The following is a 26,744-nucleotide window of genomic DNA, read 5'->3' on the forward strand; positions in this document are numbered from 1 at the left end:
TTTGCAACCAGCGTATTTTTTTGAAAGGTTTGCCATGATTGTTGTTTCCACAGATGGTTCAGCTCTGGGAAATCCAAACGGTTCAATGGGTTGGGCTTGGGCAGACCACACAGACGAAGCTGGCAACGCTAGCGAGCACCATCATGCAGGCAACGCGGATGCAGGTGGTGCTACTAACGGCACAAATCAAATCGGCGAATTATGCGCAGTTTTAGAAGCTTTACGCGCGCATCCAGGCAGCGAGCCGCTTACAATCGAAAGCGATTCGCAATACGCAATCAATTGCGCAACTACGTGGATTCACGGATGGAAAAAGAACGGTTGGAAGAATTCTAAAAAAGAGCCGGTAAAAAATGCCGATTTGATTCGCGCAATTGACGCGGAAATCACCAAGCGCGAGGGCGCTGTAAAATTCGTGTGGGTTAAAGGGCATGCTGGAAACGCTGGCAACGAGAAGGTTGATACTTTAGCGCGCGGCTACGCGGAAGATTGCAGAAGCGGAGTAAATAGCGGATACTTGCCTTTGGAGGGGTGGAAGTCGCTTCTTTCTTCGGAATATGCGGAAGGTACGGATGTGCCAATTGACGCGAAAATGCTTTTGGAAGGGAAGATTTCCGCGGCTGAATATCATATTGATCGCGCGGTTGGAGAAGATACGAATCCCGATTTTGCGGAAGATTCGAATAAGGATATTGCGGAAACTAGCGAAGAAGTTAGCGACGAAGATAGCAGCGAAGTAGAAAATCGCGATATTGCAGAAACTCGTGACGAGTCTAAAATTGCCGAAAATAATGAAGACGATGCGCAAAAATCGCAAGATACTAATGAAGCGCACGAAATGAACGAAGCGAACGAAGCGCGCAATACGAACGACGCGAACGAGTCGAATGAAGCGAACGATACGAAGAAAGCGAACGAAGCGCGCGAGTCAGAAAAGACGCCGAAACCCGTTCCCGGTTTAACCGTTTCTGGCGTGCTGCAGTTCACTCCCCCGCCAAACACAAGCCCAACTTTTACGGGCGAGCCGCGCTTTATTTCCGGCACAATCAACGTGAGCGGATACGTCGAGCCCGACGGCACCTTACACTTATCTCCAACCGCCTTCTACCTTTCATAGGTTATTTTTTGCGGTGGCGCTCCAAACGCGCGCAACTTACCCCGCATTTGGAGGACTATTCGTTGCGTAACGCTCCAAACGCGCGCAACTTATCTCACATTTGGAGGGTTTAACGTCACGAATCGCTCCAAACGCGCGCAACTTACCCCACATTTGGAGGATTTGGACTGACATAACACTCCAAACGCGAGGAATCTATCTCACATTTGGAGGGCTATTCGTTGCGTAACGCTCCAAACGCGCGCAACTTATCCCACATTTGGAGGGTTTAGACTGACATAACGCTCCAAACGCGAGGAATCTATATCACATTTGGAGGGTGCAAGCGTTCTCGCTCAGTTCAAAAATCTGCACGCAGACTAATATGGAGATGTAAGAAAATGAGGCGCGCATAAAAGCGCAAAAGCATAGAGCGTAAAAGCCTCTCCCGCAAATGCGATGGAAGTTCATCGGCGAACTCGGGAATAACAAAATAAAATATAAGAAAGCAGGAATAATGGATAAAGCACAGCAAGATGCGCTTAAAAAGGCAGCTGGCATTGAAGCCGCAAAGATTGTAAAGAATGGCATGATGGTTGGCCTCGGCACCGGCTCTACAGTGCGCTTTTTGGTAGACGAGCTTGGCCGCAGGGTTAAGGAAGAAGGCTTAAGCTTTACAGGCGTCACAACTTCTCGCCGCACGCAGGAGCAGGCTGAAGGCTACGGAATTAAGATTCTCGACATTAACGAAGTAGACCACATTGACGTCACAATCGACGGCTCCGACGAAGTCGATAAGAACTTCAACGGCATTAAAGGCGGCGGCGCGGCTCTGCTTTGGGAAAAGATCGTGGCCATTAACTCCGACCGCATTGTGTGGATTGTGGACGCAAGCAAGGTTGTTGACACGATTGGCAAGTTCCCACTTCCAGTTGAGGTGATTCCATTCGGTTCCGCGCAAGTGATTCGTAAGTTCGAAAAGCGCGGTTACAAGCCGGTTTTGCGTCTTGACGCGGACGGCAAGGAAGTGCGTACCGACGAAAACAACTTCGTGGTTGACTTGCACATGGAGCGCATTGAGCATCCGCAAGAGCTTGCGAAGGATTTGATTGAAACAGTCGGCGTCGTAGAACACGGCTTGTTCTTGAACATGGTTGACACGGTAATCGTTGGCGATCCTAACGGCCCTCGCACGCTTACCAACCCAAATAAGTAACGAAACTAATCGCAACTAAGCAATCGCAAGTAGAGTCCGCATGCGGGCTCTACTTTTTTATTGTGGCGCGAGTTCTTGCTTGGTGTGGCGCGAGTGCACGAAAGAGACCATAACGCAGTACGCCAACTGCACGAATGTCCGATAATCAACAGCCAAAGACCATAACGCAGTACGCAATCTGCACGAATGTCTCTAGTTGGTTATTTAGCGCTCGCTTGTTAGCTCGCTTACGAAACTCGCGTTGGAAGTCCACTGGACTTCCAACTTAAGCGAGTTTCCGCTCCGAGTTGCCTTCGCGCGCTACACTTTAAGCGCTCAGGCACGTCGTCGCGCTGCGCGAAAGCCGCATTCCGCCAGCATTTCGACCATAACGCAGAACGCAATCTGCGCGAAGGTCGAATAACACCAATCTTCAGACCTGCGCGCAGTACGCCAACTGCATGAAGGCCTCAAGACAAGCCGCGCAATAAATAAATAAATAAATAGATATAAAAAAAGCGCCGGGAAAATCCGACGCTTCAAAAGTATTACGTGCCTAAACGTTCAGACACGCATCAACGCATTGCAAAAAGCAATTATAAAAGCAACTAAAGCAATTACTTGCGCTGGTGACGAGTCTTACGCAGCAGTTTGCGGTGCTTCTTCTTGCTCATCCGCTTGCGGCGCTTCTTGATGACAGAACCCATCTGAAGCCTCCATTCATATCTAAAGTGTGCAACTTGCCTAATGTTACACCGTTTTGACGACTTTGAACAGTATCGTAATTAATAACAGTTCTTTTTGAAGAAATTTACATTGGGAAGTTGTGGTAAAAACGCTCCACCGCTTGCTTAGGTCCAGTAATTTCAAAAACAGCAGTATCGTTTTGCCACAATGCGCTTGCTTGCGTTTTATCGTTTTCCGCAGTTCGCAATACGTAGCTACCAACAGTTTTACCAGCAACTTGAATCTTGCCGCTTGCAACGTCGGAACCCTTAAGGCCGTCGACTAAAGTCTCGTATTGCTTATTTGCGGAGTCGCGATTAGACCATTGCGCAACAGTTACAGATACTTCAGAATTGGCTTGTCCGGTTGAATATTTTACGGAATACTCTTCCAGCGGCGAAGATTCAGTCCAATTCGCGCTAGGAATTGCATCCACTCGCGCAAAATCAAGAACCGTATCTGGCATAGATTTTAAAAGCGCAGTTGATGAAGCCGGCAAAGGCTTAGCCTGTATAGAAGGCGTTTTCGGCATAGCAACATTGCTTTTAGTTGCAACAGTTTCGTGATTAAGCGCCCACCCCGGCCACACAAAAGCGGAAAGCAGCGCCAACACTACTACAACAGTAGCAGAAGCTAATACTGCAAATAGCTTATTATGTGCGGGATTCTGAGCATTTTGCTCATTCGTATTTAACGCATTCATATTTGAAGCATTCATATTCGACATACTTGCATTATGTCACATCATGATGACGCTCGGCGCGCTTAATAAAACGTTTTAACCGTTGCAAATCCCGTTGCAAATCAGCGCGTCATTGTCTTTGAAAACGTCATTGTCTTTGAAAACGTATAGCTTCTAGATATGGCTAGTAAATCTCCCCTACACTATTTATGCTCCGAATGCGGATGGAGCGGTTCAAAATGGTACGGCCGTTGCCCTGAGTGCGGCGAGTGGGGTACTGTAAACGAGTTTCGAGAAGCGAAAGTCAGCGGATTGTCTAGAACAACTCGCGCATCGAGGATGACGCGCGCAGTAAGTGCAGGAAGTGCAGGAAGTGCGGTAAGTGCAGGAAATGCAGCAAGTGCAGCAAGTACAAGAAATACAGCCGCAGCCGCAACAACATACGCAACATCAGCGCAACCAATAACCGCAATCAAAGCCGACGACGCAATGCGCATTCACACAGGCTTCGGCGAATTCGACCGCGTTTTAGGCGGCGGCCTCGTGCCCGGTTCCGTAACGCTTATTGCAGGCGAGCCTGGAATTGGCAAATCAACTCTTCTTTTAGAATCCGCAGCAAATATTGCAAAACAAGCGAAATCAAATGGAAATCCCCCAGTTTTATACATTTCCGGCGAAGAATCGGCATCTCAAGTAAAGCTAAGAGCCTCCAGAATTAACGCCGTAAACGACCACTTGCTACTTGCCACAACCGGCGACTTAGACACAGCTTTGGATCTTATTGAAGCGCATCATCCAACGCTTGCGATTGTTGATTCTGCGCAAACGATTGTGGCACAAGGCGTTGATGGCATTACCGGCGGCTCTACGCAAGTGCGCGAAGTTGCGAGCGCATTAATTGATGTTGCTAAAGCTAATAATATTCCGATTTTGCTAGTTGGGCACGTTACTAAAGATGGTTCGATTGCAGGTCCTCGAACTCTTGAGCATTTAGTTGATACAGTATGCCAGTTTGAGGGAGATACGCAGACTGCGTTGCGCATGCTTAGAGCTGTGAAGAATCGTTTTGGGCCGACTGACGAAGTTGGTTGCTTCGATATGAGCGGTGAGGGAATTGAGGAAGTGCCGGATCCTTCTGGGCTGTTTTTGAGTTCTAGCGGCGATTATAGCGGCGATTCCAGCGATTCTTCTAACAGTGATTCTAAAAACGAAGGCACTTGCGTAACGTTTACGCTTGAAGGCCACAGAAGTTTGCCTATTGAGATTCAATCGCTTGTTACAAATTCGGTTTTGCCAGCTCCTAGACGCGCAGTTTCGGGAGTAGATGCGAATCGAATCGCAATGCTTACGGCAGTTTTATATAAACATGGTGGATTAAATCTTTTAGCGAAAGATATTTACGTTTCTACTATTGCTGGAGCGCTTGCAAAAGAGCCTGCTTGCGATGTTGCGATTGTTGCGTCTTTGGCAAGTTCTGCGAAAAATAAGCCGATTAAGCCTTTTACGTGTGCGATTGGTGAGATTAGTTTAACAGGACAGGTGCGTCCTGTGCCACGAATTGAGCCTCGGTTGCGTGAGGCAGCGCGTATAGGATACAAGCGTGCTGTTGTGTGCCAAATGCGCAGTCAAGTGCGAAGTCAAGCGCGAAAGAAGATTGATATTCCGGGCTTGGAGATTATTGAAGTAAGTACTGTGCGCGATGCGTTGCAAGCGCTTGGGCTTTAGCGCAACCAAGCGCAACCAAGCGCAACCAAGCGTAATCAAACGCAAGAATCAGCGCAAAATCAGCAATCAAACTTCAGCTTCGGCACTAGTAATCGCGCGAACTTCTTCAACATTAGCTTTAAGCATATCTTTCAACTCATCAACCGAATCGAAAGTGCGCTGCGGACGCAAGAAGCTAGCAAACTCAATGCACACGCGATGTCCGTACAAATCCTTCCAATCGTCGAACAATCCGTACGCTTCAACAGTATGCTGCGCTTCTTCTTCGCCGTCCTGATTAAATGTTGGCTTCGTGCCAATCGAAATCGCAGCAGGCCAGCGCCAAGGCGAATGCACACCCAAATGAAGCTCGTCGCGACGCAAAACGCTAACATCCGGCACAGCATTCTTCGTTGCGCGCATATCGTTTTTATTATCTGAATCCAAATCAACAACCCAGCCGGCATAAACGCCATCAACAGGCACGTAGCCTTCGATTTTGCCGCCAAGATTTACAGTTGGGAATCCAAGCTCGCGTCCGCGCTCATCTCCATGAACGACGGTTCCTTCAACGCGATGCGGCTGATCCAAAATCTCACGAGCCGCCTTAACTCGCCCAGTTGCAAGCATCCAGCGCACATTAGTTGAGCTCCAAGCACGCACCTTCTTATTTTGCATGCTCTTGCTCCAAGCGCGATACTCCGCCTTATTCATGCCATCGGAAGGATCAGCCGGCTCCCCATCGCTTTCAGGAACTTCGCGAACAATAGGATCTGGCACGCGAACATCTTCCGGACCTAAATCTTCAATTTCAATAAGCTCAAAAACGCCTGTTGCTTGCGACAATTCGCGAATAGCTTGAATATTTCCAGCACGGCGAGCGCCAAGAGCAGCATCCGAACCAAGCACTAACGCGCGCATACCAAGCTTTCCTACAAGCTGACCTAAGAAGAAACGGTACGATTTTGCAGCAAAAGCGAGGCTGTATCGCACAATAACAACGTGATCAACATTCAGCTCGGACATTACGCGCAAACGCTGACGCACGCTCGTAAGCTCATCCGGATCTTCCGGAAGCTCCATGTTCATGTCGCCAAAGTCGTCATACAAATCTGGGTTTGCGTGCACAACGCTCGGGCGCGGATCAAACATAATCACAACTGAAAATGCGCCATGACGGTGCGCAATATCCACCGTGCGGCGAATAACCTCACGATGCCCCTTATGCATACCATCAAATGCACCAATGGTAACAACCGCTTTACGTTCTGCACTTAGCGTTGGCCAATTAATCATGCCGTTAGCATCTGGTCGAATGTCGATGACCTTCATGATATCCTTACTATCCGCGTTGAAGCTTTACGTACGCAATACGTCTTGCGTAATTCCTTATTTTCAATCCTTAATACAGTTTACCAGTCTTCTGGCTTGCCGGAAATACCACAATTGGTTTGATTTGATTAGTTTTGCTATTTTTTGCTTGCTCAACTACCGCAACTACGTCGTGTTCATTCGTATTTGCAATATTAGCGTATGCTATTGCAGGATATTTTGCGAAATCTAAAGTATTTTCAAGCGAAATCCAACGCCCGAAACGCAAGTCTTGAGCTTGAGTTTCGCTAATACAAATTGTTGGAAGAGTATGCTCGGAAGTTTCCATCATATTTAAGCAAAAATTAGGAAGCATATTATCCGCATCAAAATCATCTTGCGTAACTGCTTTCGCACGCTTTTGAAGCTCACCATTGCGGTCGGTAAATTCGCGAGTTTCCGTGCGAAGTTTAAGAACGCGAGGATCTGTTACTGAAAAATCGCCAATGCTTGTGCGACGAAGCGAAATAAGATGCCCACCAACTCCAAGCAAACGCCCTAAATCGCGCGCTAAAGCACGAATGTATGTGCCGCTGCTGCAAGAAACAGTCGCGGTAATATCGCATACTTTTCTGCCACTTTTTCCGCGCGAAATACAAGGATTAGCAACACAAAAATCGCTAATTGTTATTTCGCGAGACTCAAGCTCAACTGTTTTTCCTTCGCGAGCTAAATCGTATGCTCGCTGACCGTTAATTTTAATTGCAGAAAAAGCTGTTGGAGCTTGCATGATTTTGCCAGTTAAGTTTTCTTTAATAACTTGCTTAATGCGCTTAAAAGCTTGGTTTATAAGATTTGTATCGCAAGAATTATCGCAAGAATTATCGCAAGAATTATCGCAAGAATTGCTTTCAGAAAGAAGCGCACTAAGCAAATCATCTGCAGATTTTGCAATAACTCCCGGCCCCACTTGTAGCTCACTTTGCTGCAAAACTTCGCCTTCAGCATCATCTGTGGTAGTTGCTTCTCCCAAACGAATTATTGCTTCGTAAGTTTTGCTGTTACCTAGCATGTAGTTGAGCAAGCGCGTTGCGTTGCCAAAACCTACGATTAGCAAGCCTGTTGCCATAGGGTCAAGCGTTCCAGCATGACCTACTCGCTTCGTGTGCAAAAGGTGACGCGCGCAGGAAACTACATCGTGACTTGTAACTCCCTGCGGCTTATCTACAAGTAAAAGGCCGGAAGATGGAATGAATTGCGTCATATTAAATTGAGATTTTATTCGCGCGATTCGTCGGATTCTTCAGATTCTTCAGTTTCAGAAGATTCGTCCTCAAAATCCTCTTCAAAGTCGTCATCAGATTCATCGTCTTCATCGTCTTCATGCGGCTTTTTATAAGGATCCGATTCGCCAGCATACTTAGCATTTTCGCGCATTCTAGCTAACTCTTCGTCACGACGACGAGCAGCAACCAGAATATCCTCAATCTCATGCGCTTCCGTAGGAACTTCGTCATAAACGAACTGCAATTGCGGAGTCAAGCGCAACCCAGCTTTCGCACCAACCAAAGAGCGCAAACGTCCGTGAGCCTGCTGCAAAGCTTGAGCTGCACGCTGACGTTCGCCCTGCTCTTTTCCAGCGTGACCAAGCTGAGTCCAGTAAACTTTTGCAATTTGCAAATCGTTAGTAACACGCACTTCCGTAATAGTCACGCTAGAAAGTCGCTTATCGTGCAATTGCGATTCCATATTAGAGGCGATTACGCGCTGAATTAATGCTGCAATACGAGCAGCTCTAGGATTTGTTCCTGCCATAATTACTTGCGCTCAATCTGCTTCATTTCAAAGGTTTCGATTATGTCGCCAAGCTCAATGTCGTTGAAGCTTCCAAGGTTAATACCAGCTTCGTAACCTTCGCTGACGGATTGCACATCGTCCTTAAACCTTCGCAAGCTGGAGATTTCCAGGTCGTTGACTGTAGCAACGCCGTCGCGCAAAATACGGCACTTCGTACCGCGCTTGACTTCGCCGTCTTGAACCATAACACCAGCAATATTGCCGAACTTGGAAGAACGGAAGATTTCGCGAATTTCGGAATGCGAAGTAACAACTTCTTCAAACTCAGGCTTAAGCATACCCTTCAAAGCAGCTTCAATATCTTCAATTGCCTTGTAAATAACGGAGTAGTACTTAACTTCCACGCCCTCGCGCTCTGCCAAATCAGCAACCTGACGGTTTGGACGAACGTTAAAGCCAATAATCACAGCCTTATCAACTGTTGCCAAGTTCACATCGTTCTGAGTAATTGCACCAACACCGCGGTGAATAACCTGGATTCCAACTTCTTCAGAAACCTCAATCTTCATCAAGGAATCTTCCAAAGCTTCCACAGAACCTGAAGAATCACCCTTAATAACAATGTTCAGCATATCAACTTCAGACTTAGCGAACTGTTCCTTAAGGCTTTCAAGAGACACAACCTTGCGGCGCTTCGCAAGCTGAGCTGCACGCTCAGTAGCTGCACGCTTTTCCGCAATTTGACGAGCAGAACGGTCGTCGGAAGTAACCAAGAACAAGTCGCCTGCGGTTGGAACAGAAGTCAAACCAAGCACCTGAACAGGAGTGGATGGAAGAGCATCTTGCAAGTGGTTGCCGTTTTCGTCGAGCATAGCGCGCACGCGGCCGTAAGAAGTGCCGGCAACAATAGAATCACCAACGTGAAGAGTACCCTGCTGTACCAAAACAGTAGCAACAGCACCGCGACCCTTGTCGAGTCGAGCTTCAATAGTTGCGCCGCGAGCATCCATATTTGGATTTGCTTTAGGATCAAGCTCAGCGTCAGCAGTAAGCAAAACGGCTTCAAGAAGCTTATTGACGTTAGTGCCCTGCTTTGCAGAAATATCCACAAACATGGTGTCGCCGCCGTACTCTTCAGCAACCAAACCGTACTCAGTAAGCTGGCCGCGAACCTTATCTGGATTTGCACCCTCAACATCAATCTTGTTCACAGCCACAACAATTGGCACGTGAGCCGCTTGAGCGTGGTTAATTGCTTCAACAGTTTGAGGCATAACGCCGTCGTCCGCTGCAACAACAAGAATTGCAACGTCTGTAAGCTCAGCACCGCGAGCACGCATAGCAGTAAATGCTTCGTGGCCTGGAGTATCGAGGAATGTGATCTTACGAGGCTTGCCTTCAAGATTTACAGTTACTTGGTAAGCACCAATTCGCTGCGTAATACCGCCAGCTTCGCGATCAATAACATTCGACTTACGGATTGTGTCGAGCAAGCGAGTTTTACCGTGATCAACGTGACCCATAACGGTAACAACAGGCGGACGAGGCTGCAAATCGTCATCTTCTTGCAACTCTTCTTCATCCAAATCGATGTCAAATTGCTGCAAAAGCTCTTTATCTTCTTCTTCAGCAGAAACAATATTAATATTCCAGCCGATTTCTTCACCCAAAATCTGGAATGTTGACTCATCCAAAGACTGCGTAGCAGTTGCCATTTCGCCCAAGTGGAAGAGCACAGTTACCAAAGCTGCTGGATTGACATCAATCTTTTCTGCCAAGTCAGAAAGAGTTGCGCCTTGACGCAAACGAATCGTAGCGCCATTACCCGAAGGAATACGCACACCGCCAATAACTGGTGCTTTAAGCTCTTCGTATTCACGACGCTTCGCTAAACGGTTCTTACGAGCCTTAGAGGACTTGCCGCCCTGGCGACCGAATGCGCCTGCAGCACCAGCCCTACCGCGACCGCCGCCGCGAGATGGGCCACCATTAGGAGCGCCGGCAGCCGCAGCTTGGAAGCTTGCGCCTTGAGCTGCAAAACGAGATTCTGCAGACGGACGGCTCGAAGCGGATCCTGCACCGCTGCCTGAACCGCCACGACGCTGACCCGACCATTGCGAAGAACGCCCTGCGCCTTGACCTTGACCTGAACGGCCGCCGCGAGAACGATTTCCGCGCTCGCTGCGAGAGCCATTTGCTGCACCTGCACCAGAAGCGTTACCGGCTTGACCTGGACGACCACCACGGCCGTCTTGTGCGCCTGGACGAGACATTGGATGAGGACGAGGAATATCTCCAGGTGTTGGAGCGTGCATGCCCTGCTTACGGCTAAACGGATTATTGCCTGGACGTGGAGCTGCAGCACCTGCGCCCTGAGCGCCCTGATGAGGACGTGGACGTGGAGGCATTTGCGAACGATCGCCGCGAGACTGCGACTGGCCTTGAGACTGACCCTGTGCCTTTTGCTTGGACTCGCCGCGGTTTTCGCGGTTTTCACGGTTTTCTTTACGACGCTCGCCGCCCTTAGCTTCAGAACCAGCTGCACGAGAATTATGATTTTGACGAGGCTGATTTACACCCGGCTTTGGTGCATTATGTGCATTTGCAGCATGCTCACGTTTTTCTGCAGAATTTGCAGGAGACGCAGAAGCTGCAGAATCGGCAGAAGCAGCAGAAGCAGCAGTTGTATCCGCGGAAGATGCAGAATTTGCGGAATTTGCAGCCGCTTTATGCGACGCAACTTGAGACTTCGCTTTCGCAGCATTAGCTTTAGATGCGTTCGAAGATTTAGCAGATTGATTACCATCTGCTTCTAACGCCGATTGCAAACGACGCACTACTGGAGCCTCAACTGTTGAAGAAGCAGACTTAACAAATTCACCCATGCTCTTCAAACGCTCCAACACGGTTTTACTGTCTACGCCAAATTCCTTGGCCAGTTCATACACGCGCTTTTTAACCACCCAGTGTTCTCCTCTATCTGTGGCAACGCTAGCGTGCGCAGCCACTTTACATTATTGCGAGCTTAGCTTATTTAAGTTAATTATTAATCAACTAATCAACTAATCAACTTATTTAAGCATTAGCAGAATTAAGCATTAGCAGAATCAGCTTCAGATTGTGCATTTTGTGCATCTTGCACGCTCTGTGCTTGAGCTGCAGCAACCTTCTTAGCATGCTCTTCAGCCGATTCAATACCAATTTTCCAACCAGTCAACTTTGCAGCCAAACGAGCATTCTGGCCTTCCTTGCCAATAGCAAGCGAAAGCTGAGCATCGTGAATAAAAGCAACCGCAGTCTGATTCTTTTCACTCACAACTTGCACTTGCGTAGCAGTTGCAGGAGAAAGCGCTGCAGCAACAAACTTGGCTGGATCATCTGACCAATCAACAATATCAATCTTTTCTTGACCCAAGTTCTCCATTACAGCACGAACGCGAGAACCACCAGGGCCAATCAAAGCACCCTTTGGATTAACTCCTTCAGTATTTGCACGCACTGCAATCTTTGTGCGCGCTCCTGCTTCACGAGCAATCGCCATAATCGAAACAGCACCAGAAACAAGCTCTGGAACTTCACGCTCAAACAAGCGACGAACTAATTCAGGATGCGACCTAGAAACCACAATTTCTGGTCCACGAAGACCACGCGCAACATTAACAACATACACACGAATGCGCTCACCGTGGCGGTAACGCTCCCCCGGAACCTGCTCGCGACGCGGCAAAATAGCCTCAACATCACCAACAGCAACGTGAATATTAGTAGTATCTTTTGCATCCTGCTGAATAATGCCGTTAATCAACTTGCCTTTTTGACCAGAAAACGCACCAAATACGCGATCGTCTTCTGCCTTACGGAAGATTTGACTAATAACTTGACGAGCTGTTGCTGCCGCAAGACGGCCAAAATCGCGAGGAGTATCATCATACTCTTCGCCCAGCGTTGGCGCCGGATACGGGTTATCTTCAGTAGGCTCACCAGGAATTTCATCCCTAGCCCACACAGTGAACGAACCTGCGCGTTCGTCCAATTCAACTCGCACATGCTTTGCAGGATGAGCGGTTTTCATATACGCAAGACGCAAGGCCTCGGCGAGCGCCTCGTCCAGCTCCTCGGCATTAATCCCCTGCTGTGCCGCAAGCTGATGCATTCCCGCCAAATCCAATTCCATCGCGCACGTCCTCTCGTTATAACGCATTCATTTATGATTATTATTTTTGCAACTAGTATTACGCAATTACTTATAATGCGAATATTGGTCACAGTCAGTGGCTATTTTAGTAGATTATGCAGACACTTTATGTTTTGTTAAAAGCCGTGCTCAAGAACGCAAAGCGCAAGATTACTATAATATTTGTTTTTATTCTTTGCGCATCGTCAACATCTATGTTAAGCGCTTGTGGCACATTGCAAAACATTCATGTAGATCATACGAATCACACTGCAGCTCCCGAAAATACTTGCGCAAAAGCGTACAGGATTGCTCAAAAAAATCAGCATGCGATTAATAGCGACGCAAAAAACGCAACGAACGCAGAAAAATCAGAAAAATCAGTGTGGAAAGATGCTGCTGAAAACTGGAAAATTGTAGCTCAACAATGCCCTGGAAGATTAAGCGAAAGTATTGTGTATAGCGCACAAGCGCAATGGGCAATGCTTGCAAACGAATCATCACAAGACAAAAATTCAATAACTCAACAAACTCAACAAACACAACAAACTCAACAAACTCAACAAGAAGAATACGATTCATATATTCAACTGCGCGAAGTTTTAGATCATTACGAAAACTTTAAATGGACGCATCATCCACTAGCTCAAGCAGCTGCAGCAGAAGACAAACTTTCGTTTATTTTACAAACTTTAGCTGCAAAAAAAGTTCCCGGAATATCGTTGAAATATAGCGATATAGCAGCGAGTAATGCAGAAAGTTTAATGCACGCTTCAACAAAAGGCGCAGATTTGCGCAAAAAAGTATACGATATTCCGCAAAAAGTATTAGAAAGCGGAATAGCGCATGATGAGTTAAGCGGAAAAGACTTGCCAAGTGTGGCAATTGCGTATATGGATTGCGCGCGCGAAGAGCTTGAAGCTTTTAATCAAATAATAGTTATTGAAGAAAATAAAGCTAGAAGCGAAACAAAAAACAATAGCGACGAAACAAGATACGAATACTCCGCTATTCAAGCGCATAATGCTTTTAAAGACGCTGTAATAAAGCTAATCACATCGCGATTGTTGCGCGCATACGCACTCGGCTACCCAACAGATACAAGCCTAATTCTTAAGTAAGCAGATTCAACTAAAAGCAGCACCGTTACTAACTCAGCCAGGCAACTGAGAAAACAACGGTCATGAGACACTAATGCAGCGTGACGACTGCACGCGAGTCCGAAGAACGGGATTAAGAGACCATAACGCAGAAACCAAACTGCACGCGAGTCCGAAGAACGGGATTAAGAGACCATAACGCAGAAACCAAACTGCACGCGAGTCCGAAAACTGCTAACTAGAGACCCTCGCGCAGAACACAATCTGCGCATATCGTAGTTTTTGTACATTCAATGTACAAAAAATTGTACATCCGATGTACAAAAAATACGAAACTACATACAACCATGAAGCACACTGTGCTTCCAACCTGAGCAAGCTCGGCGAATTAAAAAAGCCTAAAGCGCGAAAACAACCAAACCAATCCGCCCTGCCTTCGTCTTTATTGACGAAGGCAGACCTCGCTTGCGTTGTAATACACTGGCCTGCCCTGCCTTCGTCTTTATTGACGAAGGCAGACCTCGCTTTCACTGAAAGTGCACTGCACTTTCAGTTTTGAGAAAGCTCGGCAGAATAAAAAAGCTTCAAGCGCGAAATACGCTTGAAGCTTATTATTCTGCGGATGAAGCGAGATTCGAACTCGCGGAGGATTTTACCCTCACACGCTTTCGAGGCGTGCTCCTTAGACCGCTCGGACATTCATCCACATGCAATTTGGCGCAACAAAAGCGCGCACAAACGCAACTTTTCAATTGTAAACCATGCCGCGAATATAAATTCATGGCGCGTTGAAACGCATAGCAGACGTTGCGCACAAAACCGAGGAACTATGCGCGCATTTGTGTACATACACACTACCCAAGTCCACAAAACCGAGGAACCATGCGCGCATTTGTGTACATACACACTACCCAAGTCCACAAAACCGAGGAACCATGCGCGCATTTGTGTACATACACACCACCCAAGTCCACAAACACGAGGAAACGCGCGCGCTGTGATGCGCTCAAGCAGGTCGTCGCGCAAACTCAGCCAAATCACGGCGAGCGCGAATCTGCTCCGCGCGCGACGCAAGTTCATCATCCGGCGGATACGCCACATACTCCAAAGTCAACCCTTGCGGCGCAATAGGACCCGTAGATCCTTCACGAATCGGCGTATTAATCTTCTCGTAAAGCCAATCAAGAGAACGCTTACCGCGCCCAATTTGCACAGACGCGTTAACAAGCGAACGCACCATGTTATGCGCAAAAGCATCAGCCACAATCGTAAACTCAATCAAACCCTGCTCAACAGGCGGCACGCAACCAGTGCCAAGCTCAACGCGCGCATCTTCCGAACTCTCGCCAATGCGCTCCCAACGCGCTTCAATAACCTTGCGAATCGTAGTGCCTCCGGGATTTGGGCGAGCAAAAGAACCAAAATCGTGAAGCCCAATCATAAGCTGCGCAGCCGCATTCATATCCTCAACATTCAGCACATCGTCAAGCTGCAGCACAAATCCGCGCATGCGAGGATCGTGATTAGATTTACAAGAACCATCCGAAATTCGATACACGTACGTACGTTCCAGCGCAGAAAAGCGCGCATCAAAACCAATGGGAGCCACACTTACGCCGTGTAACGAAATATCCTGCGGCAAAACGTGACGCAGCCGGTACTCAAGAGCACCAACCGCGTCAAGCTCAGTATGACCAATGCAATTTTGCAGCAAATCATCCGAAACATCCAAATGGCAAACTTGATGCGACGCATGCACGCCTGTATCCGTGCGCCCCGCAACAGTCAGACGCAAAGGATGCGAAATATCGTCTTCCGGCACGCGCAAAACCATGTGCAAAGCCGACTCAATTTCGCCTTGAACAGTGCGCAAAACCGGCTGCTTAGCCCACCCATAAAATCCGCCGCCATCATATGCCAAATCTAAGCGAAGTCGCATTCAAAACCTTTCAAAACAGACCTTCCAACAGACCTTCCAACAGACCTTCCAACAGAACTTCCACTAACTTTTCTTATCCGAAGACCCACCCGCAAGCGCAAAAGCACTCATAACGCTACGAATCAGCTCATGAGTCTTTGAATCCATATGCATTGCAACCTTCAATAATTTAGGAACAACTTCTGACCAATGCAAAGCCATTTCATCAAAAGTTGGGTAACCTAAATTACTAAAAATGCTGTAAACGCTGTCAATCCTGCGCTTGCGCTCCTCAAACGGCAAATTCATCATCCACTCGTTCGCAGCCTTAGAAACTGCCAACGCGCGCGGAGTCACGCAATCGCAGTAATCAAAATCGCCATTCTTAACCTTCCAATACATGCCAAAATGTTGCATTAAGCCAATAGAATCGGCAGTCGTAACTTTATACGGCACCCCAGTATCCATAATCAGCCCAATAAAAGCAGACTGCGGCACAACTTTTTCGATTCTGCTAGAAACGTGCTCAAAAACCGTCGGATCAACAACATCCGAGCCGAAGCTAGGGCCGTCCATTGAATATATTTTTGATATAAGATTGCCGAGTTCTTCATTTTTTGCGTCTAATCGCATAGACGCGTAAGCCGCCATATTTCCGCCTTTTGAATGGCCTGCAACTATAATATTTGGCTTGCTATTATCACTACTATTACTACTATTATTTTGATTTGACGGAGAAGATTTTTTAAAGCGCGCAAAAAGTTTTTGCAAAAAGTTTTTATTAGAAGAACTCTTGCTATAGCGCTGAACTACCGAATCCAAGTATTCCGCCGCCGACTCTTGCGATGGAACTGGACAGCGGAAAGCCATGTTAAAATCTTCTTTCCAACCAACAAGCGTGTTGTCCGTGCCGCGATACGCCACAACAATCGTATGCGGATTGTCAATTCCCTCGCACTCGCTAAGGTCAAAAGTAATGCCAGCAAACTGCTGCTCGCGATACTCGTCAATATTCGACTCATCAAAACGCTCAAGATACTCCCCTACGCGCATTCCTCTATAACGCGGACTTGCAACTACCGCAAAAAGCAGCTTCTTGCGGAATCTGTCGACTTTAACGGATCCCGAGGAAAACATGGATGAAAAATATTCACACTGCAACAATTCAGAAATAGGAACAGTCGAAATATTCTTAGAATTTGCATCGTATTGAGGCACGGATTTTGGCATATTTATATAAGCTAATTCGCATAAAATCAGCGCATCTACAGCATTAAATTTTCGCTGACCGAAGGTGCGAAAATCGTTACGCAACAAATCAAGAATATTCGACATAATTTAATAATAATAAATAAAAATACAAATAAAAATACAAATAAAAAACGGATCGAGGAATTAACCTCGACCCGTTATAGCAATTCTTTAAATAAGCGATTAAACAGAAGCGATTAAACGCTTAATTTTTAAGATTTACTTACCGATGCGTAAAGCTGGATTTCCAACTACTCTGCAGCTTCTTCTTTAGCTGCTACTTTAGTAGCTGCTTCAGCTTCTTTCACAACAGCCTTCTTTGGGCTTACTGGCTCAGTTACGAGCTCAATAATAGCCTGAGGAGCGGTGTCACCACGGCGTGGAGCAATCTTCACGATACGGGTGTAGCCACCTTCACGCTGCTTCATCTGCTCAGCAATCTGAGTGAAAAGAACGTGAACTACGGACTTGTTGCGAATCACGCGCAACACGCGACGGCGTGAATGCAAATCGCCGCGCTTAGCGAATGAAATCAAACGCTCAGCAAGCGGACGAAGACGCTTTGCCTTTGGCAACGTCGTCACGATACGACCGTGCTGGAAGAGGCTGGTCGCCATGTTGGCCAGCATCAGGCGCTCATGAGCCGGGCTGGAAGCCAGACGAGGGCCTTGTTTCGGTGTAGGCATTATTACTCCTTATTGTCGCATCATTCAGGTGGGCATCAACCCGAACATCCGAATGTTACGACGATTGCAGATGGACTTTACTCGTCTTCAGGCGAGAAGAAAGTGCCACCTTCGAGATTGTTGGCGTCGAAGCCAATCGGCGAAGCCTTCAAAGACAGACCCATAGTCTGCAACTTTTCTTTGACCTCATCGATGGATTTCATGCCGAAATTACGAATATCGAGCAAATCCTGCTCAGTGTGAACTACCAGTTCGCCGACTGTATGAATACCCTCGCGCTTTAAGCAATTGTAGCTGCGCTGGGTAAGATTCATTTCTTCAATCGGTATAGCCAACTGAGAATCAGAATCATCACGAGTTGGCGCTGGACCAACTTCTACACCTTCGGCCTCAACGTTAAGCTCACGGCAAAGACCGAAAAGCTCTACCAAGGTCGAACCAGCGGATGCAACAGCATCGCGCGGTGTAATAGCTGGCTTGGTCTCCACATCCAGGATGAGCTTATCGAAGTCCGTGCGCTGTTCCACGCGGGTAGCTTCGACCTTATAGCTCACCTTCAAAACTGGTGAGTAGATCGAATCCACAGGAATGCGGCCGATTTCGCTGTTCTCCTGCTTGTTCATCTGAGCTGGCACGTAGCCGCGACCGCGTTCAACAGTAAACTCAATTTCAAGTTCACCATCTTCGGCGAGTGTAGCAATATGCAAGTCAGGATTGGCAATAGTCACACCAGCTGGAGGAGTAATGTCTCCAGCAGTAGCTTCACCTTTACCATTCTTGCGCAAATACATCACTACAGGCTCGTCGTACTCACTGGTGAGCACGATGCCCTTGATGTTCAGCAGAATTTCAGTGACATCTTCTTCAACACCTGGCAGAGTCGTAAACTCATGCAAAGCTCCGGAAATGCGTACCGAAGTAACGGCAGCACCTGGAATGGAACTCAACAAGGTACGACGCAGCGAATTGCCGAGAGTGTAGCCAAAACCTGGTTCCAACGGCTCAATAATAAAGCGAGAACGCTGGGGATTCAGTGGTTCCTCGGTAAGTGTCGGACGCTGTGCGATAAGCACTTTGGTATCCTTTCAGCTTCTGGTCGGTGGTGCACTCGCCGCCCATAAGCGGGTTGGATGGATGGATTCGTAAGAGTGCTCAGACGCGGCGACGCTTTGGTGGGCGTACGCCGTTATGCGCTTGCGGGGTGACGTCGGTAATAGAACCAACTTCGAGACCCGCGGACTGGAGGGAACGGATAGCGGTTTCACGACCGGAACCTGGACCCTTAACAAACACGTCAACCTTCTTAAGGCCATGCTCCATTGCTTTACGAGCGGCAGACTCAGCGGCCATACCTGCAGCGTAAGGAGTCGACTTACGGGAACCCTTAAAGCCGACATCACCACCGGAAGCCCAGGAAAGGACTGCACCGGATGGATCGGTGATGGAGATAATCGTGTTATTGAATGTTGATTTAATATGCGCCTGCCCAACCGGCACCGACTTGCGGTCCCGGCGACGCGGCTTGCGCGAGGCTTGCTTTGCAGCTGCCATTGACCCTCGTTTCCTAATGACGAATGAGTTGGTATGTCTAGACGATGGAAATGTATCCGTGGCCTAGAGCCGACCACCGACTACTATCGGGTGGCCTTCTTCTTCCCGGCGACAGTACGCTTTGGACCCTTACGAGTACGAGCATTAGTCTTGGTACGCTGACCACGCACAGGAAGACCCTTGCGATGACGCTGGCCTTGATAGCAGTTGATCTGAATCTTACGACGGATGTCGGCGTCGACTTCACGACGCAAATCGCCTTCAATCTTGTAATTAGCTTCAAGATAATCACGCAGGGTGATCAGCTGTTCATCCGTAAGATCCTTGACGCGAGTGTCCGGATTAACACCGGTCGCGGCAAGCGTTTCCTTAGCGCGAGTGCGGCCAACACCAAAAATGTAGGTGAGGGCGATCTCAATGCGCTTCTCATTTGGAATATCTACTCCGGCAAGACGTGCCATTGTAATTCCTTTACTGTTACGCAGGTCGTGCACCAAGTCTTCCGCATTATCTGCGGCCTGGGCCTGCGCACCCAGGGTTCAGCTTTTGCTGTGACTCAGCGCCTTATTCTATGTATTCCGCGATGGAAATCTGCTCAGCCCTGACGCTGCTTATGACGTGGGTTAATGCAGATCACCATGACGCGGCCGTGACGGCGGATCACGCGGCAGTTTTCGCAGATCCTCTTCACGCTAGGGCTGACCTTCATGGTTTTCCTTTGCTTGTACCTTTACTTATAACGGTACGTAATACGTCCGCGGTTCAAATCGTATGGACTCATCTCCAGCACTACACGATCTTGCGGAAGAATACGAATGTAATTTTTGCGCATCTTCCCAGAAATCGTCGCTAGTACGATGTGCTCATTCTCGAGCTGAACACGAAACATCGCGTTCGGCAGCGCTTCGACTACCTTGCCTTCGACTTCAATCACACCGTCTTTTGCCATGAGCCTCGTTCCGTTCCTTGGATATACTACTTTGCGCATCCGAAGACACGCCAATCTTCTATAATACAGGAAATGCGCCCCTTACAACACTCGGCGTGTCGAATAGGGCGCATTGCGTGAAATTTTAATAACTTACTAAATTAATTTGTTACTAAATTGATTTGCTACTAAATTAATTTAGCGATTCGACGATGCGATTATTAATTTCCTTAATATCGCCAACGCCATCAACTGCAACCAACTGACCGCGGCTTTCGTAAATATCAAGCAACGGAGCGGTTTCCTTTTCGTAAGTTTCCAAACGCTTGGCAATAACTTCAGGAGTATCGTCAGAACGACCCTGCTCTACAGCTCGCTTTTGCATACGCTCAAGCAAAACTTCACGCTCAGCTTCAAGAGCAACAACGTGATCAAGAGGAGTGCCGAGATCTTCCAACATGCGATCCAATGCTTGAACCTGGGAAGCGTTGCGTGGGTAACCGTCGAGAATCCAGCCGTTCTTAGCATCATCTTGAGCAAGACGATCCTTAACGATAGTATTCGTCAACTCATCTGGAACCAACTCGCCTTTGTCAAGGTAACCCTGAACTTGCTTACCAAGCTCAGTCTGATTCTTCAGATTGTAACGGAAAATATCGCCTGTAGAAATTGCTGGAATACCGTAATGCTCACTTAACAAAGCGGCTTGGGTTCCTTTACCTACGCCTTGCGGACCCATAATCAGCAATCGCATATTATCTCCTTGATTCTTCACAAATTAATTTACTTACTTAGATATTTGCTTTTGATCCTCATGATTGAACAAGAAACCAGCGTACTGGAACTGCTCAGTCTGAGCCTTTGCTTGACGCAAGGTATCCAAACCAACGCCTGCAATAATCAAGATGGTTGTACCGCCGAATGGCAACTTTGTATTCAAATGCAAAGCCATAATCAAAACGGTAGGAATTAACGCAACGAAAAGCAAATACACAGCGCCAACAGTGTTCAATCTGTTCATAACATAGCTCAAGTAATGGCTTGTGGCGCTACCAGCACGAATGCCAGGAATAAAGCCACCATACTCCTTCATGTTATCTGCGCTTTCGTCAGTGTTGAAAGTAATCTCCGTGTAGAAGAAGCAGAAGAACACAATCATCACTGTGTAGAAAGCAATGTACCAAGCAGAAGTGGAATTAGCTAAGTTATCTTCAATCCAATTAACCCATCCCTGCTTCTTATCGCCAAACTGGGCAATAAGTGTAGGAACAGCAAGAATTGACGAAGCAAAGATTGGTGGAATAACGCCGCTCATATTGACCTTTAATGGCAAGTAAGTGGAAGAACCACCATACATCTTGCGGCCAATCATACGACGAGTGTATTGCACAGGAATACGACGCTGCGCAAGCTCCACAAAATCAACGAAGACAAGAATAACAAGCAAAACGCCTGCAACAATTGAGAACTTAGTCCAATCGCCATTGGAGCCGTTTGTGCCCCAACCAATCTCCCAAAGCTTTGGCAAGAAGCCAGAGCAAATAGACATGAAGATTAAGACGGACATACCCTGGCCGATGCCTTTATCGGTAATAAGTTCTGCCATCCACATAATAAGGCCCGTGCCGCCGGTCATAATCAAAACCATTACGACAAGGCTCCAGAAGCTGCCGTCAGGAATAACCTGGCCGCACTGATAGTTAAAGAGCGCACCAGAACGAGCGGTTACCAAAATAGTAGTCGACTGCAAAATAGCCAAACCAATAGTTAAGTAACGCGTGTACTGCGTAAGCTTTGTCTCGCCTGACTGGCCTTCCTTGTGCAAAGCCTCGAAGCGCGGAATAACCACGCGAAGCAGCTGAATCACAATGGAAGCCGTAATGTAAGGCATTACGCCCAAAGCAAAAATAGAAAGCTGCAAAAGCGAGCCGCCTGAGAACAAGTTAACCAACCCAATAAAGTTCTCTTTAGACGAAGCTAACTTAGCTGTGCAAGCATGAATTACTTTATAATCGACACCTGGAATCGGAATAAACGAACCGATACGGTAGATAATAATCATAGCGAAGACGAAGAGGATCTTATTCCTCAACTCCTTCGTCCTGAAGGCCTGGATTAACGTTTTCACCTGGGTCTTCCTCCCTTTTTTCGCGCACTCCTAGGCGCAACAGTGCAAAAAACAAACTCTGAGGCAATAGTGTATCTCACGGTGCCTACTGAAATAGATTATTGGTGAGTTTTGACGATAAAAATAGTCCCCCTAGACAATGCTAGAGGGACTATTTACAGATTTATAACTGCATTAAACTCAAGTAGTTTTATTTAACTACTCTTCGCTTACGGAACCGCCTGCAGCTTCAATCTTAGCCTTAGCAGAAGCAGAAGCCTTCATACCCTTAAGAGTCAAGGAAACGGTTAATTCGCCGTCACCCAAAACCTTAACTGGGTAGCCATCGCGCACAGCGCCCTTGGCAATGAGGTCAGCAACAGTAACTTCGCCACCCTTTGGGAAGAGTTCAGCGAGAGCTGCAACGTTGACGACCTGGAACTCCTTCTTGAAAGGACTCTTGAAGCCACGCAACTTAGGCAAGCGCATGTAGAGTGGGAGCTGGCCACCTTCGAAGCCAGGACGCACCTGATAACGCTTCTTTGTGCCCTTATCACCACGACCCGAGGTCTTACCCTTGGAGCCTTCACCACGGCCTACGCGGATGCGATCCTTGTTAGCTCCTGGAGCTGGACGCAGCGTATGCATATGCAGCATTGGTTCTTCGTTAGCCATAATCAGTCGACCTCCTCGACGCTCACCAGGTGGCGCACGGCCATGACCAAGCCACGATTGACGGGGGTGTCCTCACGAACTACGCTATGACCAATCTTATGAAGGCCGAGCGTATGAACGTTCGCGCGCTGGCGCTCAGTGGTGTGAACCAAACCATGCACCAGAGTGATCTTCAAATTTGACATCACTCACCATCCTTTGCTTCAGCTGCCTTGGCGGCCTGAGCTTCTTCGCGAGCCTTGCGAGCTTCGGCAATGCCGGCAGCGCGCTCACGGAGCAAAGCATCAGGAGCGACTTCCTCAAGGGAGAGGCCACGACGAGCAGAAATTTCTTCTGGCTCTTCGAGCTTCTTCAAAGCGTCCACAGTAGCGCGCACTACGTTAACAGCAGTGGCAGAGCCCATGGACTTGGTGAGGATGTCGGTAATACCAGCGCATTCCATAACGGCGCGCACAGCACCACCAGCGATTACACCAGTACCTGGAGCAGCTGGACGAAGCAACACGGTACCAGCAGCATCGTGACCGAGCACTGGATGAGTGACGGTGCCACGAATGCGTGGAACGGTGAACATATGCTTCTTGGCGTCAAGCTGACCCTTAGCGATAGCTGCTGGAACTTCGCGAGACTTGCCGTAACCAACACCAACAGTGCCCTTACCGTCGCCAACAACAACAAGTGCTGCAAAGCTAAAGGTACGACCACCCTTGTGGGTCTTGGAAACACGGTTAATAGTAACTACGCGATCCAGAAGCTCCTCGCCGCGGTTTTCTTCACGACGGTTACGACGCTCGCCACGCTTACCCTCGCCCTTGTTACGGCGAGAACGGCGATCATCGTTGCGTTCCTCAGCGGATGCCTGAGTGTTCTGAGTTTCTTCAGCCACTTGGGTTTCCTTTTCGTTGTCGCTCACAGTGCCAGACCTCCCTGACGGGCGCCTTCAGCCACTGCTGCGACGCGACCATGATATTTGTTGCCGCCACGGTCGAAGACTACAGCGGTAATACCCGCTTCCTTCGCCTTAGCCGCTACCAACTCACCAACCTTGGTTGCAGCTTCAGTCTTCGTACCGGTGAAACCAGCGAAGTCTGCAGTCAAAGTGGAAGCGCTTACAAAAGTAATGCCTTTGACATCGTCCACAATCTGAGCAACCATGTGACGGTTAGAACGAGAAACAACTAAACGAGGACGTTCAGATGTGCCAGCAATACGCTTACGAAGACGGGCGTGACGACGCAAACGTGCGACTTTGGTACCCTTACCGAAAATCTTAACGCTCATATCACTTACCAGCCTTTCCAGCCTTGCGCAGGATGCGTTCATCGGTGTACTTAATACCCTTACCCTTGTAAGGTTCTGGAGCACGAAGCTTACGAATGTTAGCAGCAACTTGGCCAACAGTCTGCTTATCAGTGCCCTTAACGATTACCTGGTTAGGATTTGGCAACTCGAACTCAATACCTGCCGGTGGTTGAACGGTAATAGTGTGAGAATAACCGAGCGAGAACTCAATGCCCTTGCCCTTCATTACTGCACGATAACCGGTACCGACAATATCCAAAGTCTTGGTGTAGCCATCATGCACACCCTTAACCATGGAAGCAACAATTGCGCGAGCCAAGCCGTGCTTTGCACGAGTTGGACGCAAATCGTCAGCTGGAGTCAAAACAATCTGATTCTCAGCAACTTCCGCGGTAATACCCTCTGGAATTACATAGGAGTCAGAACCCTTAGCGCCCTTGACGCTGAAGGACTGACCTTCAATCTTTACTTCCACGCCTTGAGGAATGTCGACGGGGAGCTTACCAATATGCGATGCCATCTTCAGCTCTCCTTTCTCACCATACGTAGGCGACAATTTCGCCGCCAATGCCTCGGTCGAGGCATTCCTTCTGAGTCAACAATCCCGAGCTGGTCGAGATAATAGCGATACCGAGACCACCAAGAGGCATTGGCAAAGCATCAGACTTAGCGTAACGACGCAAGCCTGGCTTAGAAATGCGCTTGATGCCCTGGATAGAACGCTGGCCATTGGAGCCATACTTCAACGTAATTTCCAACGTCTGTCCAACCTTAGCTTCCTTAGCAGCGAAGTCCTTAATGTAGCCTTCGTGCTTCAGAATCTCGGCGATGTTCGCCTTGAACTTGGAGTACGGCATTTCCACGGTATCGTGCTTTGCCGCGCTCGCGTTACGCAGACGTGTCAACATGTCTGCGATTGGATCTGTCATTGTCATGTGGGCTAACGCCCTTTCTCGCCGTGGTTTCCACCGCCTCTATATGAGACCTTTGTCTTTGGGCAGTGGACCTTCAGCGTCGATATTTACCAACTGGACTTCGTAACACCCGGCAACTCACCGCGATGTGCCTTCTCACGAAGGCAAACACGGCACAGACCGAACTTGCGATACACGGAGTGAGGACGACCACAAACCTGGCAACGCGTATAAGCGCGTACCTTGAACTTCGGCTTAGCGGCCGCCTTGTTTTTCAGAGCGGTTTTTGCCATTTCAGTTCTCCTTGAATGGGAAACCGAGGTGCTTAAGCAAAGACTTGGCCTCCACATCGTCCTTGGTGGTAGTCACCACGGTGATGTCCATACCACGCTGATGATCAATCGAGTCAGGATCAATCTCATGGAACATAGACTGTTCCGTAAGACCGAAGTTGTAATTGCCCTGACCGTCAAACTGGTTGCCATTGATACCACGGAAATCGCGGATACGTGGCAAAGCCAGAGTGAGCAAACGATCCAAGAATTCCCACATACGATCGCCACGAAGCGTAACGTAAGCACCAATAGCCTGGCCTTCGCGCAAGTGGAACTGTGCAACAGACTTCTTTGCCTTGGTGACCTTTGGCTTCTGGCCAGTGATCAGAGTGAGATCCTTAATCGCACCTTCGATGAGCTTGGAATCACGAGCTGCAGCGCCGACGCCCATAGAGACGACAACCTTCTGCACGCGAGCCACCTGCATAGGATTAGTGTGGCCGAATTCCTTCTCCAAGGCTGGAACGATTTCATCCTTGTATTGTTGCTTTAAGCGCGGAGTTGCCGGCAACTCAACTGTAGTATCGGTCATGCCAGCTCCTTTCCGGACTTCTTGGCGACACGCACGCGCACGGTCTTAACCTTGCCGTCACGAGCCTCTTGCTTAACAATCACGCCAACGCGGGTAGGCTGCTTGGTTTCTGGATCAATAACCATCACGTTAGAGCGATGGATTGGAGCCTCAACCGATACAATGCCCGCCTGCTGACCCTGCTGGGTGGCGCGAACGTGCTTCTTAACAATCTGAACGCCTTCAACAACCAAACGGTCGTCAGCAAGTACACGAAGTACCTTGCCTTCCTTACCGCGATCCTTGCCGCGAATGACCTTTACCTGGTCGCCGGACTTAATCTTGGCTACCATATCAGATCACCTCCGGGGCAAGGGACACAATCTTCATGAAGCGCTGATCGCGCAATTCACGACCGACTGGTCCGAAGATACGAGTGCCTTTTGGTTCACGGCCAGAGCCGAGAATGACGGCGGCGTTCTCATCGAACTTAATATAGGAACCATCGACACGGCGATGTTCCTTGACAGTACGGACGACGACAGCCTTAACTACGTCGCCTTTCTTGACCGACCCGCCAGGGATCGCGTCCTTGACGGAGGCGACGATGATGTCGCCGATGCCGGCATAGCGTCGCTTCGATCCACCGAGCACGCGGATGGCAAGTAATTCCTTAGCACCCGTGTTGTCGGCGACATGAAGCCGCGTTTCCTGCTGAATCATTGATTCTCCTTAGCCGAGCTGGTTCTCCCCACTCACCTGTGCCTGCCCTAAAAGCAGA

General features: G+C 48.4%; 31 protein-coding genes and 1 tRNA gene. 4 read left to right on the plus strand and 28 right to left on the minus strand.

Features of this window, described 5'->3' with window-relative positions:
• Nucleotides 1–34: 34 nt before the first annotated feature.
• Nucleotides 35–1,117 carry a ribonuclease H family protein gene (locus ACTJLE_RS02545; RefSeq protein WP_481267315.1) on the plus strand — a complete coding sequence of 361 codons (1,083 nt, stop codon included), beginning with the start codon at nucleotides 35–37 and terminating at the stop codon, nucleotides 1,115–1,117.
• 496 nt (nucleotides 1,118–1,613) lie between these two features.
• Nucleotides 1,614–2,312, plus strand: coding sequence for a ribose-5-phosphate isomerase RpiA (rpiA, locus tag ACTJLE_RS02550; RefSeq protein ID WP_004105437.1), 699 nt, complete (start codon nucleotides 1,614–1,616; stop codon nucleotides 2,310–2,312).
• 596 nt (nucleotides 2,313–2,908) lie between these two features.
• Here rpiA and ACTJLE_RS02555 read toward each other — a convergent pair.
• Nucleotides 2,909–2,998, minus strand: a complete 90-nt coding sequence (locus tag ACTJLE_RS02555) for a 30S ribosomal protein bS22 (protein ID WP_004268639.1) — start codon at nucleotides 2,996–2,998, stop codon at nucleotides 2,909–2,911.
• Between the two features lie 104 nt (nucleotides 2,999–3,102).
• Entirely contained in the window at nucleotides 3,103–3,735 is a 633-nt protein-coding gene (locus ACTJLE_RS02560; RefSeq protein ID WP_481267316.1) for a hypothetical protein, read from the minus strand.
• Between the two features lie 144 nt (nucleotides 3,736–3,879).
• Between ACTJLE_RS02560 and radA the strand changes: the two genes are divergently transcribed.
• Entirely contained in the window at nucleotides 3,880–5,424 is a 1,545-nt protein-coding gene (gene radA, locus ACTJLE_RS02565) for a DNA repair protein RadA (RefSeq protein WP_481267317.1), read from the plus strand.
• Nucleotides 5,425–5,490: 66 nt separating this feature from the next.
• Here the strand turns inward: radA and ribF are convergent, their stop codons facing one another.
• The 5 genes from ribF to nusA all read right to left on the minus strand — a co-directional run bounded on the left by ribF (nucleotide 5,491) and on the right by nusA (nucleotide 12,685).
• Nucleotides 5,491–6,735, minus strand: coding sequence for a bifunctional riboflavin kinase/FMN adenylyltransferase (gene ribF, locus ACTJLE_RS02570; RefSeq protein WP_481267318.1), 1,245 nt, complete (start codon nucleotides 6,733–6,735; stop codon nucleotides 5,491–5,493).
• A 70-nt stretch (nucleotides 6,736–6,805) separates the two neighbouring features.
• Complete coding sequence (locus tag ACTJLE_RS02575; RefSeq protein WP_481267319.1) at nucleotides 6,806–7,978, minus strand: tRNA pseudouridine synthase B; 1,173 nt, start codon at nucleotides 7,976–7,978, stop codon at nucleotides 6,806–6,808.
• 14 nt (nucleotides 7,979–7,992) lie between these two features.
• Nucleotides 7,993–8,529, minus strand: coding sequence for a 30S ribosome-binding factor RbfA (gene rbfA / locus ACTJLE_RS02580; protein ID WP_481267320.1), 537 nt, complete (start codon nucleotides 8,527–8,529; stop codon nucleotides 7,993–7,995).
• Nucleotides 8,530–8,531: 2 nt separating this feature from the next.
• Entirely contained in the window at nucleotides 8,532–11,474 is a 2,943-nt protein-coding gene (infB, locus tag ACTJLE_RS02585) for a translation initiation factor IF-2 (RefSeq protein ID WP_481267321.1), read from the minus strand.
• A 128-nt stretch (nucleotides 11,475–11,602) separates the two neighbouring features.
• The gene (gene nusA, locus ACTJLE_RS02590) at nucleotides 11,603–12,685 is read right to left on the minus strand and encodes a transcription termination factor NusA (RefSeq protein WP_481267322.1); all 1,083 of its coding nucleotides are present in this window, start codon (nucleotides 12,683–12,685) and stop codon (nucleotides 11,603–11,605) included.
• Nucleotides 12,686–12,801: 116 nt separating this feature from the next.
• Here nusA and ACTJLE_RS02595 point away from each other — a divergent pair, with 116 nt between their 5' ends.
• Nucleotides 12,802–13,806 carry a hypothetical protein gene (locus tag ACTJLE_RS02595; protein ID WP_481267323.1) on the plus strand — a complete coding sequence of 335 codons (1,005 nt, stop codon included), beginning with the start codon at nucleotides 12,802–12,804 and terminating at the stop codon, nucleotides 13,804–13,806.
• 598 nt (nucleotides 13,807–14,404) lie between these two features.
• On the opposite strand, the gene ACTJLE_RS02600 is transcribed toward ACTJLE_RS02595, so the two are convergent.
• The 21 genes from ACTJLE_RS02600 to rplN all read right to left on the minus strand — a co-directional run bounded on the left by ACTJLE_RS02600 (nucleotide 14,405) and on the right by rplN (nucleotide 26,686).
• Nucleotides 14,405–14,490: transfer RNA gene (locus ACTJLE_RS02600), tRNA-Ser, on the minus strand.
• Nucleotides 14,491–14,791: 301 nt separating this feature from the next.
• Entirely contained in the window at nucleotides 14,792–15,724 is a 933-nt protein-coding gene (locus ACTJLE_RS02605) for a tRNA pseudouridine synthase A (RefSeq protein ID WP_481267324.1), read from the minus strand.
• A gap of 63 nt (nucleotides 15,725–15,787) precedes the next feature.
• Nucleotides 15,788–17,038, minus strand: coding sequence for an Mbeg1-like protein (locus tag ACTJLE_RS02610; protein WP_481267325.1), 1,251 nt, complete (start codon nucleotides 17,036–17,038; stop codon nucleotides 15,788–15,790).
• 167 nt (nucleotides 17,039–17,205) lie between these two features.
• Nucleotides 17,206–17,640, minus strand: coding sequence for a 50S ribosomal protein L17 (rplQ, locus tag ACTJLE_RS02615; RefSeq protein ID WP_004129014.1), 435 nt, complete (start codon nucleotides 17,638–17,640; stop codon nucleotides 17,206–17,208).
• A 77-nt stretch (nucleotides 17,641–17,717) separates the two neighbouring features.
• Nucleotides 17,718–18,713, minus strand: coding sequence for a DNA-directed RNA polymerase subunit alpha (locus tag ACTJLE_RS02620; RefSeq protein ID WP_481267326.1), 996 nt, complete (start codon nucleotides 18,711–18,713; stop codon nucleotides 17,718–17,720).
• Between the two features lie 79 nt (nucleotides 18,714–18,792).
• Nucleotides 18,793–19,191 carry a 30S ribosomal protein S11 gene (gene rpsK, locus ACTJLE_RS02625; RefSeq protein WP_004105468.1) on the minus strand — a complete coding sequence of 133 codons (399 nt, stop codon included), beginning with the start codon at nucleotides 19,189–19,191 and terminating at the stop codon, nucleotides 18,793–18,795.
• An 83-nt stretch (nucleotides 19,192–19,274) separates the two neighbouring features.
• The gene (rpsM, locus tag ACTJLE_RS02630; protein WP_119487330.1) at nucleotides 19,275–19,652 is read right to left on the minus strand and encodes a 30S ribosomal protein S13; all 378 of its coding nucleotides are present in this window, start codon (nucleotides 19,650–19,652) and stop codon (nucleotides 19,275–19,277) included.
• A 134-nt stretch (nucleotides 19,653–19,786) separates the two neighbouring features.
• The gene (rpmJ, locus tag ACTJLE_RS02635) at nucleotides 19,787–19,900 is read right to left on the minus strand and encodes a 50S ribosomal protein L36 (RefSeq protein ID WP_003842636.1); all 114 of its coding nucleotides are present in this window, start codon (nucleotides 19,898–19,900) and stop codon (nucleotides 19,787–19,789) included.
• Nucleotides 19,901–19,921: 21 nt separating this feature from the next.
• Nucleotides 19,922–20,140 (minus strand): translation initiation factor IF-1, encoded by a 219-nt coding sequence (gene infA, locus ACTJLE_RS02640; RefSeq protein WP_004129021.1) that lies wholly within the window; start codon nucleotides 20,138–20,140, stop codon nucleotides 19,922–19,924.
• Between the two features lie 172 nt (nucleotides 20,141–20,312).
• Nucleotides 20,313–20,873, minus strand: a complete 561-nt coding sequence (locus ACTJLE_RS02645) for an adenylate kinase (protein WP_119487329.1) — start codon at nucleotides 20,871–20,873, stop codon at nucleotides 20,313–20,315.
• 33 nt (nucleotides 20,874–20,906) lie between these two features.
• Entirely contained in the window at nucleotides 20,907–22,247 is a 1,341-nt protein-coding gene (gene secY / locus ACTJLE_RS02650) for a preprotein translocase subunit SecY (RefSeq protein WP_119487328.1), read from the minus strand.
• Nucleotides 22,248–22,445: 198 nt separating this feature from the next.
• Nucleotides 22,446–22,901, minus strand: a complete 456-nt coding sequence (gene rplO, locus ACTJLE_RS02655) for a 50S ribosomal protein L15 (protein WP_481267327.1) — start codon at nucleotides 22,899–22,901, stop codon at nucleotides 22,446–22,448.
• A gap of 2 nt (nucleotides 22,902–22,903) precedes the next feature.
• Nucleotides 22,904–23,086, minus strand: a complete 183-nt coding sequence (rpmD, locus tag ACTJLE_RS02660) for a 50S ribosomal protein L30 (RefSeq protein WP_004105491.1) — start codon at nucleotides 23,084–23,086, stop codon at nucleotides 22,904–22,906.
• Entirely contained in the window at nucleotides 23,086–23,814 is a 729-nt protein-coding gene (rpsE, locus tag ACTJLE_RS02665; protein WP_004134284.1) for a 30S ribosomal protein S5, read from the minus strand. The genes rpmD and rpsE overlap by 1 nt, the downstream gene beginning before the upstream one ends.
• On the minus strand, nucleotides 23,811–24,182 hold the full coding sequence (gene rplR / locus ACTJLE_RS02670; protein WP_481267328.1) for a 50S ribosomal protein L18: 372 nt from the start codon (nucleotides 24,180–24,182) through the stop codon (nucleotides 23,811–23,813). Before rplR ends, rpsE begins: the two co-directional genes overlap by 4 nt.
• Before the next feature lies 1 nt (nucleotide 24,183).
• A complete protein-coding gene (gene rplF, locus ACTJLE_RS02675) occupies nucleotides 24,184–24,723 on the minus strand; it encodes a 50S ribosomal protein L6 (RefSeq protein ID WP_481267329.1) in 540 nt (179 codons plus the stop codon).
• 16 nt (nucleotides 24,724–24,739) lie between these two features.
• On the minus strand, nucleotides 24,740–25,138 hold the full coding sequence (gene rpsH, locus ACTJLE_RS02680) for a 30S ribosomal protein S8 (protein ID WP_004105495.1): 399 nt from the start codon (nucleotides 25,136–25,138) through the stop codon (nucleotides 24,740–24,742).
• Nucleotides 25,139–25,224: 86 nt separating this feature from the next.
• On the minus strand, nucleotides 25,225–25,410 hold the full coding sequence (locus tag ACTJLE_RS02685; RefSeq protein WP_004114370.1) for a type Z 30S ribosomal protein S14: 186 nt from the start codon (nucleotides 25,408–25,410) through the stop codon (nucleotides 25,225–25,227).
• A 1-nt stretch (nucleotide 25,411) separates the two neighbouring features.
• Entirely contained in the window at nucleotides 25,412–25,984 is a 573-nt protein-coding gene (rplE, locus tag ACTJLE_RS02690) for a 50S ribosomal protein L5 (RefSeq protein WP_004129048.1), read from the minus strand.
• Nucleotides 25,981–26,316: a 50S ribosomal protein L24 gene (gene rplX / locus ACTJLE_RS02695; RefSeq protein ID WP_119487326.1), complete on the minus strand. Its 336-nt coding sequence runs from the start codon at nucleotides 26,314–26,316 to the stop codon at nucleotides 25,981–25,983. The genes rplE and rplX overlap by 4 nt, the downstream gene beginning before the upstream one ends.
• 1 nt (nucleotide 26,317) lies before the next feature.
• Complete coding sequence (gene rplN, locus ACTJLE_RS02700) at nucleotides 26,318–26,686, minus strand: 50S ribosomal protein L14 (RefSeq protein ID WP_004574089.1); 369 nt, start codon at nucleotides 26,684–26,686, stop codon at nucleotides 26,318–26,320.
• Nucleotides 26,687–26,744 lie beyond the last annotated feature (58 nt).

Source organism: Gardnerella sp. CCPDSM (assembly GCF_056754715.1).